The sequence below is a fragment of the Trebonia sp. genome (assembly GCF_030042015.1).
GTDB lineage: Bacteria > Actinomycetota > Actinomycetes > Streptosporangiales > Streptosporangiaceae > Trebonia.
Genome location: NZ_JASIAL010000110.1, coordinates 1 through 8172 on the forward strand (window position 1 = coordinate 1; position 8172 = coordinate 8172).

10 protein-coding genes are annotated in these 8172 nt (G+C 67.6%); 9 read left to right on the plus strand and 1 reads right to left on the minus strand.

What is annotated here, in order from left to right:
• Positions 1-720 precede the first annotated feature (720 nt).
• Entirely contained in the window at positions 721-972 is a 252-nt protein-coding gene (locus Q1N79_RS05465) for a hypothetical protein (RefSeq protein WP_300605228.1), read from the plus strand.
• Between the two features lie 586 nt (positions 973-1558).
• Here Q1N79_RS05465 and Q1N79_RS05470 read toward each other — a convergent pair.
• Positions 1559-1792 carry a winged helix-turn-helix domain-containing protein gene (locus Q1N79_RS05470; RefSeq protein WP_300605230.1) on the minus strand — a complete coding sequence of 78 codons (234 nt, stop codon included), beginning with the start codon at positions 1790-1792 and terminating at the stop codon, positions 1559-1561.
• 241 nt (positions 1793-2033) lie between these two features.
• Between Q1N79_RS05470 and Q1N79_RS05475 the strand changes: the two genes are divergently transcribed.
• The 8 genes from Q1N79_RS05475 to Q1N79_RS05510 all read left to right on the plus strand — a co-directional run bounded on the left by Q1N79_RS05475 (position 2034) and on the right by Q1N79_RS05510 (position 7933).
• A complete protein-coding gene (locus Q1N79_RS05475) occupies positions 2034-2384 on the plus strand; it encodes a hypothetical protein (protein ID WP_300605231.1) in 351 nt (116 codons plus the stop codon).
• Positions 2381-2668, plus strand: a complete 288-nt coding sequence (locus Q1N79_RS05480; protein ID WP_300605233.1) for a hypothetical protein — start codon at positions 2381-2383, stop codon at positions 2666-2668. The genes Q1N79_RS05475 and Q1N79_RS05480 overlap by 4 nt, the downstream gene beginning before the upstream one ends.
• The gene (locus tag Q1N79_RS05485) at positions 2661-2795 is read left to right on the plus strand and encodes a hypothetical protein (RefSeq protein ID WP_300605235.1); all 135 of its coding nucleotides are present in this window, start codon (positions 2661-2663) and stop codon (positions 2793-2795) included. Before Q1N79_RS05480 ends, Q1N79_RS05485 begins: the two co-directional genes overlap by 8 nt.
• Positions 2796-3546: 751 nt before the next feature.
• Positions 3547-4440, plus strand: a complete 894-nt coding sequence (locus Q1N79_RS05490) for a helix-turn-helix transcriptional regulator (protein WP_300605237.1) — start codon at positions 3547-3549, stop codon at positions 4438-4440.
• 220 nt (positions 4441-4660) lie between these two features.
• Positions 4661-4900, plus strand: a complete 240-nt coding sequence (locus Q1N79_RS05495) for a DUF397 domain-containing protein (RefSeq protein WP_300605239.1) — start codon at positions 4661-4663, stop codon at positions 4898-4900.
• Between the two features lie 715 nt (positions 4901-5615).
• Complete coding sequence (locus Q1N79_RS05500; RefSeq protein WP_300605241.1) at positions 5616-6467, plus strand: CmcJ/NvfI family oxidoreductase; 852 nt, start codon at positions 5616-5618, stop codon at positions 6465-6467.
• Positions 6468-6528: 61 nt separating this feature from the next.
• On the plus strand, positions 6529-7089 hold the full coding sequence (locus Q1N79_RS05505) for a sigma-70 family RNA polymerase sigma factor (protein ID WP_300605243.1): 561 nt from the start codon (positions 6529-6531) through the stop codon (positions 7087-7089).
• Complete coding sequence (locus Q1N79_RS05510; protein ID WP_300605244.1) at positions 7082-7933, plus strand: VOC family protein; 852 nt, start codon at positions 7082-7084, stop codon at positions 7931-7933. The genes Q1N79_RS05505 and Q1N79_RS05510 overlap by 8 nt, the downstream gene beginning before the upstream one ends.
• The last annotated feature ends 239 nt before the right edge of the window (positions 7934-8172 follow it).

Genomic DNA, 8172 nt, shown 5'->3' on the forward strand with positions numbered 1-8172 from the left:
GCCGACCCGGCCTGGACCTACTTCTTCGCGTGAACTAACCAGGCACACGATTAATGGCCTGCCGCCGATTAACCCAATCCCCGGCAGGCCATTGGCCTGCCTAACGTCCCCCAGTTGCGTGCCCCCGTGCCCCGCTCCCCGCCCGCGTGCCCGCGTCCCCCAGCGCGTGCCCGTGTGCCTGCTGCCCGTGTGCCTGCTGCCCGTGTGCCTGCCTGCGTGCTCCCCGGCGTGCCGCGGAGCACGCCGGGGCTCCGGTCGCCCACTCCCGCAACTCCAGGCGCGTTTCCTCGCTCGCATTGTCCCCCGCCGCTACTCGCACCGTCCCCCGGCGCTCGCCAGACCGCTCCGCATTGGCGGTGGGGCCCCCAGCGCCAACCCTATAGCCCGCCACACTGTGTACCATGGTGCTGTAAGCACGACACGAGAGGGAACCATGGAACACGACTTGCCGCTGTACGGTCTCGTACGCGGACATCGACATGCGGCAGTCGTGGCGCGGCGGGCATATCCGCAAGATCAGCAGGAATGTACCCAGCGGCACGGTAGTGTACGACATTGAGTATCCGTGAGCAGCTCGCGGGGATAGCCCTGGGCGGCGCTCTGCTGGCCGTAGCCGCGTGCTCCCCGGCAATAAGGACCGTATACGTCCCTGCCACGCAAACCGCTGCGGCGTCCAGCCCTACGGTTTCCGCGCTTAGCTTTGAATGCTCGCTAGTGCCCTTGCACGGGCAGAGCTATGCTGCCAATGCCGTCAACGTCGTACTGACCGCGATAAACAACACCGGTCAGCCGGTAACGCTGGAAACGGAATCCGTCGTGTTCTATGACGGAAACGAGGAAATCTCGTCTGTCCCTGATATCGGGTGGGATGAGGTAATTTCCGCTGGCCAGTCGGTGCGGGGCACCGTGGAAACGAATATCAGTGGTTCGAATATCACCTCATGTCAGGTGGTTGCCTATAACGCTTACTGAGCATGTCAGGCAACGACACGCCGTAGGACGCGCCAGAATCAAGCCTGAGCGGCTTTCACGCTACCCTGTGAGCTGGGATGCCCCCGCTGGTCACGGCACAACTACGGTCAAGAGGCATGGCGCACGACAACGGCCTTCACCACGTGGTAATCCAATCCAAGGTCGTCAGCTATCTGCCGCCGAGTCTGGCCGTGTCGCCACTTATAGAGGATTAGCGGATACGCCCCGATATGACGGCTGCTCCTCCTGTTCCGCGACTGTTCCAGCCTGGTAGCCCATCGGACGTTACCGGGCGCATAGTTCCCGTTGTTGTCGATTCTGTCTAGCGACATGCCCGAAGGTCTGGGACCAAGCTCACGCTCAATGTCGGCAACGAACGCTGCTATGTCATGCCAGGCATCGCAAACTTTAATGCCTCGCGCACCGTAAAACGGATAGAGACTGTTCTCGGGATTTTCGCAGCGGTTGAGCATCATTATCCAAGTGGGATACATCGCGTGCCGCGACATGCCGTGGAATCCGTGTTTCACGCCCCGGTTAACCATGAAACAAATTATAGGTGGACTCATTCCGATGCGGGGGCGTCTCACTTAGCCAATGCCACGTAGTAGCCGCGTCGGGGGACGCTGAAAATCAGTCCCTCATCAGTGAGCACTTTAAGCGCGTGCGTCACCGCGTACTCGCCTATGTCGTACGTCTCGCGCAGCGTGCGGTTAGACGGCAGGGGTCCGCTGCCGAACTCGCCGTTTCGTATGCGTTCGCGGAGAATGTTCGCTAGCTGCACATACAGCGGTTCGGGTGAACGGTAGTCCACGGTCATCATGTCACGGTAGGACAGCACACCCCACCGCAGATACGCGGGCATCCCTGTCATGGGTGGCATGGCTTGTCTGGGGTGGTTACGCTTGTCTCTCACGCACCCGAACACCCGTTGGGTGTGAGCGACAGGGGCAGGCATGGGACCGATAGACAGATACCACGATGACGACAAAGAGCTGACAGCACTACGGGCGAGGCATCCCAAATGGGACATCACCCGCTTGCACGCGGGGTTCCTGGCAGTGCCGCGAGGTGCAGTGGCGATCTACGGGTACACGCAAGAGGGCACCGAACGGCAGATAGCCGAGCACGAGCGGTACCCCGGACCTGTCTACGTGGTGGTGCAGGAATACCACGACCCTGACAGGACCCAGCGGCTACACGAGGTGCCCGACGTCTACGGGACGCTAGAGCTTGCCAGGGAGCAGTCTGAGCTGCCGGGACCGTGGGAAGCCCACCCGGACGGTTCCCCGTTCTCCCCGCTTACCGCACGCGGGGATAAGTTCGATGCGCACATTTACCCGCGTAATATCCAGTGGCAACCGCCGCATGATCCCGCGTATGAGGTCACTTTCGAGAGGGGCGCGGAATGAACATCAAGGCTATCGCGCGTGCTTTCCGGCGGCGGGAGCTTGTCTACGTCGTGATACTCGACTACCGCGATGGGCTGGACGTGGGCGTGTTCACGAGCCTTGCCGTGGCGGAAGACCAAGCCGACCTGACGCCGTGGGAAGCGGATGAGTCAGGGATACTGTCCGCGCAAGGGGAACTGTGGAACGCGTACATCTGCCCTGCCCGCGTGGAGCGTCGCATCCCCCGTGAGCGTGAGTACGCCATAGCCCGTGCGATCCCGCGTCAGCAGGCAGCACATGAGTGAGGACTGGCAGCGCAGGCTTGTCCCGGTAGCGGTGCTGGTCTTCGGACTGGCTATCGGTGTTCTCCTGCTGCGCAGCGTCCTGCCGTGGGCCGCTGGTGACCTCGCACGGCACGTCAGTCATGGGTGAGGACTGTCACGGAAGATGAGAACTTGCGCCGTGCGGGGTGGCGTTAGGTTGCGTACATAGGTGCATGGGCTGTCATCGTGCGCGCACAGCGGAATCTGTTGCGATGGGTCGGGCAATTTGCATCCCAATTTGGGCGACCCTGCCCGTGCGCACGCGGGGACGCGCGTAAGGCAGCAGAGGCAACCAGCGGCACGCCATCTGACCAGCGATGTTACCGAATCGTTAGCGGTACACAGTGAGATGCCCTACCTATTGGTGGCGGGGGCCCCACCGCCAACGGCGAGCGCGAACCTCACCGGCGGGACGGGCCGCGGCGCCGGCCCGGCGCGCGGCCCATTCCCGTCCGTCACGCCAGCCCCTCCCGCTGGCCCTGCACGCACCCGGCCGAGACAACGGGAAAGAAAGGGCCACCCCTGACAGGCATTTTCCTTCCCGATAATCGGCCTGTCCGGAATGTCCGGTTCGGGGATTCCGGCATACCGGGCATATCGCGTCGCCGGGCGACGGTCGGCGGGCACCCAGCGGCGGGGACGCGCCTGCACCCGCCCGCGTGACGCGGGAAAGCCGGAGCTCAAACCCGATTAGGCGCCAGATAACAGAGGTTCGCCCGGGACGAAAGAGAACTAGTGAGTATTCTCGATTGCCGCGGCCGAGTGTATAGTGTAATAGAGGTTTCACAATTCGTGTCCGTGACATCCTCGTAACCGTCGCGCTAGTCCGCCCGCGCAGCAGCGAGGAGGAAGGACGCCCGATGATCGCGCCAGCAAGCCCCACGGTGCGGCGACGCCGGCTTGCCGCTGAACTGCGCGGGATCAGGGAGAGCAAGGGCAAGAGCGGCGACACCGTCGCCGCGGCGCTGAAATGGTCGGCCTCCAAGATCAGCAGGTACGAGCGGGCCCGGACGGGCTTGCGACCGCGGGAAGTCGAAAGGCTGCTCGACTATTACGAGGTCACCGGCTCCCGCCGCGAGCTTCTCCTCGGCCTCGCCGAGGATGCGGCTCGGAAGGGCTGGTGGGAAGAATTCGCGGACAGCCTCTCCGAGGATTATCAGCAATTCATCGGCCTGGAGCACGAGGCGACGTCGATCGCCATATGGCACGTCGATGTCGTGCCTGGCCTGCTGCAGACCGAGGCTTATGCCAGGCACATAATCAGCAGCTACAGCAGGGTCGAGCCGGTCGCTCCCGGCATGATCGGCCGGCTGGTCAGGGTCCGCATGCGGCGCCAGCAGGTGCTGAACCGCGACGGACTGCAGCTGGCGGTGGTGCTCGACGAATCGATCCTGCGGCGCCGGATCGGCGACGAGTCCGTGATGTATGAGCAGTTGCAGCGCCTCGCGCGAGAGTGTGAGCGGCCGAATCTCACCCTGCGGGTGCTCTCCCTCGACGCGCAGCACATGGCCCTGGGGGAGTCGTTCGTCATATTCGGCTTCGGGCCAGATAGTGATGCGGTGCTGCAAGACGTGGTGAGCACCGAGCATTTGAAGAGCGGTTTCACGCTGGAGGGGGAGCGGGAGACCTACCTGCACCGGATCGCGTTCGAGATGCTTGCCGATGCGTCGCTCGACCGGGCGGCGTCCAGGGCGCTGATACTCCAGACAGCGCAGTCGCATTGGTCAGGTGCGCGCCGTCGCGCTCACGCGTAAGTGACGCGACTCGTTCGGCCACCCGCGATCGGCGGTGGGCGCTGACAGCGCACGCTTGAGGTGCCCGGCACACCGTGGGTACGACAGACATTCACCGGGCCGAGGTGCCGCTTGAGCCGACAGGGACCCTCGGCGCGAGTGTTGTCTGCTACTCTTGCCTCGCCCGCATTCCGCAATGCTGCATTCACGACAATGACAACGATCAGTGAGGGGTAGTAACGTGGGAAATCCTGCGTTCCGCAGGCTACCCGAAAGGCCAGTTTCAGGTCCTTACTGGGTCAAGAGCTCTCTTAGTTTCGCTAACGGCAATTGCGTTGAGGTGGCAAGCCTGCCCGACGGCGAGATCGGCATCCGCAACAGCAGGGACACCGCGGGGCCAATACTCCGATTCACTCCGGATGAATGGCATGCGTTTGTCGGCGGCGTGCGAAACGGCGAATTCGATGGATTCGAAGGGTAGCAGCCGCTAACTGCCTGCCAGCACGCAAGCGGAGGTCCCCGGAGTCCGGGGACCTCCGCTTCTTCATGCACGCGGCGACCGCACCGCCACCGCCACCACCCAGCGCCGCGCCACCCGCGCCCCGCCGCGCCACCCGCGGCCCGGCGTGCGGACACGGCCCGCGAGACGGTGGAAGAGGCGCCCGTCCTGATCCTGGCGGGCGTGGAGTTCACCGACCTGAACAGCGGGTTCTTCACCCAGCAGATCACCCGTCGGCGAACCATCGAGATCGGTGCCACCGCGGCAAGCGTGGGGGCCGCGCTGTATGAGCGGGTTCCGTTGCGGATCGCGATCCGGGTGCTGGCGGCACTGGTCGCCGAGCTGCCGTCCGGACGGCCCAGGCCTGGCGGGCGGCCCGCTCCGGTGCCACCGCCGCGGGAACCGCTCGCGCCCGGCACGCCGCTGTCCCAGCAGGCGCTGTGGGACCTGGTGGCGCGGTCCTTGCGGCCCGGCGACATCGTCCTGGCCGACCAGGGCACGCCGTTCTACGGGGCGGCCACCCACCGGCTGCCGCGCGACGTCACGTTCATCGGCCAGCCATTGTGGGCCTCCATCGGGTACACGCTCCCGGCGCTGCTCGGAGCCTGCCTGGCCAGCGCGCAGGTGAGCCGAGTCGGGGCTCCGCCCGCCGGTTGTGGCATTTCCTCACGGGCGGCCAGGCCCCATAGTGGAGTCCATGGAGACTGTCGACACAGATGTCGTCGCTGGCGTGCGGGCATCCCTGAACTACGTCGCCCCCTGGTCGGCGAAAAACCGGCTCTACGTCGCGCCCGGGGCGCACCTGACCACCACCGAGTACGACCCGCACGTCGTCCTGATCGCGGACGGCCGCCCGCACGGCGGCGAGTTCAGCCTCGACAGGAACGGGTTCATGTTCGTCAGGCACCACAGCGCGGTCGCCGACTTCTCCGCCCCGGCCGAACTCGACGCCGCGTACACCGGCGAGGCGACTCACCTGGTCGGGCAGCTGACCGGAGCCGACCTGGTGATTTCCGAAGGCTGGGTGCTGCGCCGCTCGGGGACGGCGCTGCGCGGTGCCCAGCCGCCCGCGCCTGACGTGCACATCGACCTGCACCCCGATCGCGCGCCCGGTGTGTTCGAGAGGTTCCACGCCACCCACGGGCGGCCGGGCAAGCAGTTCCGCCGGGTCATCTACACCAGCCTGTGGCGTGCCTTCAGCCCGCCGCCGCAGGACTGCCCGCTGGCGATCCTCGACTACCGCAGCGTCGCCGACACCGAAGGCGTGGCCAACCTCCTGCTCTTCGTCGACCAGCCGCCCGACCCGGTGCCTGACACGATCGAGGACGAACAGTCGCAGCCGGCCGGGACCGTGTTCACCTACAGCCCCGCGCACCGCTGGTGGTACTTCCCTGACATGAACCCGGACGAGGCGCTGCTGCTCAAGCTGCACGACAGCGACCACAGCGTCGCCTGGCGGGCGCCGCACACGGCGTTCCGCGACCCGAGCGTGCCAGCCGGGCACACCCGCGAAAGCGTCGAGATCCGCACGTTCGCGTTTTTCTACTAGCGCCGCGCGGCACTCCGCGCCGGGGCGTTGGAGTTTGGGCGCCGGCGGCGATGAAGTAGATGTGAGCGAGCCCTCGCGGCCCGGAAGGCCGGCGCCGTCCGGAGCGGCGGCACCCGACCTGCTGGCGCTGTACGACCAGGCCCTGCCGGACGTCTACGGGTACCTGCTGTCACGCTGCGGCGACGCCGCGCTGGCCGAGGACCTGACGGCGGAGACCTTCCTGGCGGCGGTCGCCGCCGCCAGGAAGGGCACGGCCGTGCTGAGCGCCGGCTGGCTCATCGGGATCGCGCGGCACAAACTCGTGGACCACTGGCGGGCGCGCTCGCGTGAGCAGCGCCAGCTGCGGGCGGCCCAGGCCCATGACAGCGCGTGCGAGGACGACGATCCCTGGGAGGAGCGGCTCGACGCGTTGCGCGCCCGGCAGGTCCTCGATCAGCTGGCGCCGCACCATCGCGTGGTCCTGGTGCTGCGCTATCTCGACGACCTGACCGTGCCGCAGGTCGCCGCCGAGCTCGGCCGGACCAGGCATGCCACCGAGGCGCTGATCGTCAGGGCGCGGGCGGCGTTCCGCCGCGCCTACGAAGAACGCGACGAGGAAGGAAGGGGTGGCGGCGATGGCTGACCCGCTGGAAGTCCTGCGCCGCCCGCTCGTGCCGCTGGCACCCGATCCCGCCTTCGCGGCCCGGCTGCGGGAACGGATCCGGCGTGCCCTCACCGAAGGAGCGACGATGACCTCTGCACCCAGGCTCGCCGGCACCGAAGGCGACGTGGCCTACCTCAGCCTGCAGGTGCCTGACGCCTCCCGTGCCCGCCGGTTCTACGGCGCGGTGCTCGGCTGGGCGTTCGCCGCCGATCACCGCCCCGGCCGCAGTTCGCAAGTGCACGGGCAGTCGCTGCCGTTCGGCATCTGGGACGGCGCGCCGTCCCCGGGCATCAAGCGGCCGGGCGTGCTGGTCGTCCACCGCGTCGCCGACATCGGGGCGTCCGTGGCGGCGGTCCGTTCGCTTGGCGGGGTCGCCGGCGAGCCGCACCGCGAGCCGTACGGGATGATGGCGGACTGCGCCGACGACCAGGGCAACGCGTTCACGCTGCTCGAGATGCCGCCGGACGCGCCGCGTCAGGACCAGGCCGCTGACCGGCCTGGCGACGTCGCCTACATCACGATCTCGCCGGGTGACGAGGCGCGGGCCGGACGGTTCTACGGCGCCCTGTTCGGCTGGGAGATAGCGCCGGGCCTGGTGCCGCGCGGCCTGCAGGTCCGCGGCCCGCTGCCGATGATCGGCCTGCGGGGCGGCACCAGCCGGCCGGCCATCGTGCTGACGTACCGCGTCGGCGACATCGCGGCCGCGGCGCGGCGCGTGCGGGACGGCGGCGGAACGGCGACCGATCCCGAACGCCAGCCGTACGGCGTCACCGCCGACTGCACGGACGACCAGGGGATGAGGTTCGGCCTGGGCCAGCTCTGACGGCCGCCGGCGCGGCACCGGGGCGGCCGCCGGCGCAGCACCCGGCGCGGCACCCGGCGCGGCACCGGCGCGGCCGCCCGCGCGGCACCGGCGCGGCCGGGTCAGCCCTGCGCCAGGTCCGCGACCAGCTGCTCGGCGGCGGCGATGTCGCCCTCGAGCGGGCGGTCCTCGTCGCCGGCGGGAAGGCGGCTGAGCGCGCGGCCGTAAACGGCGCGCAGGCGGCCGCGCCGGTGCCGCGC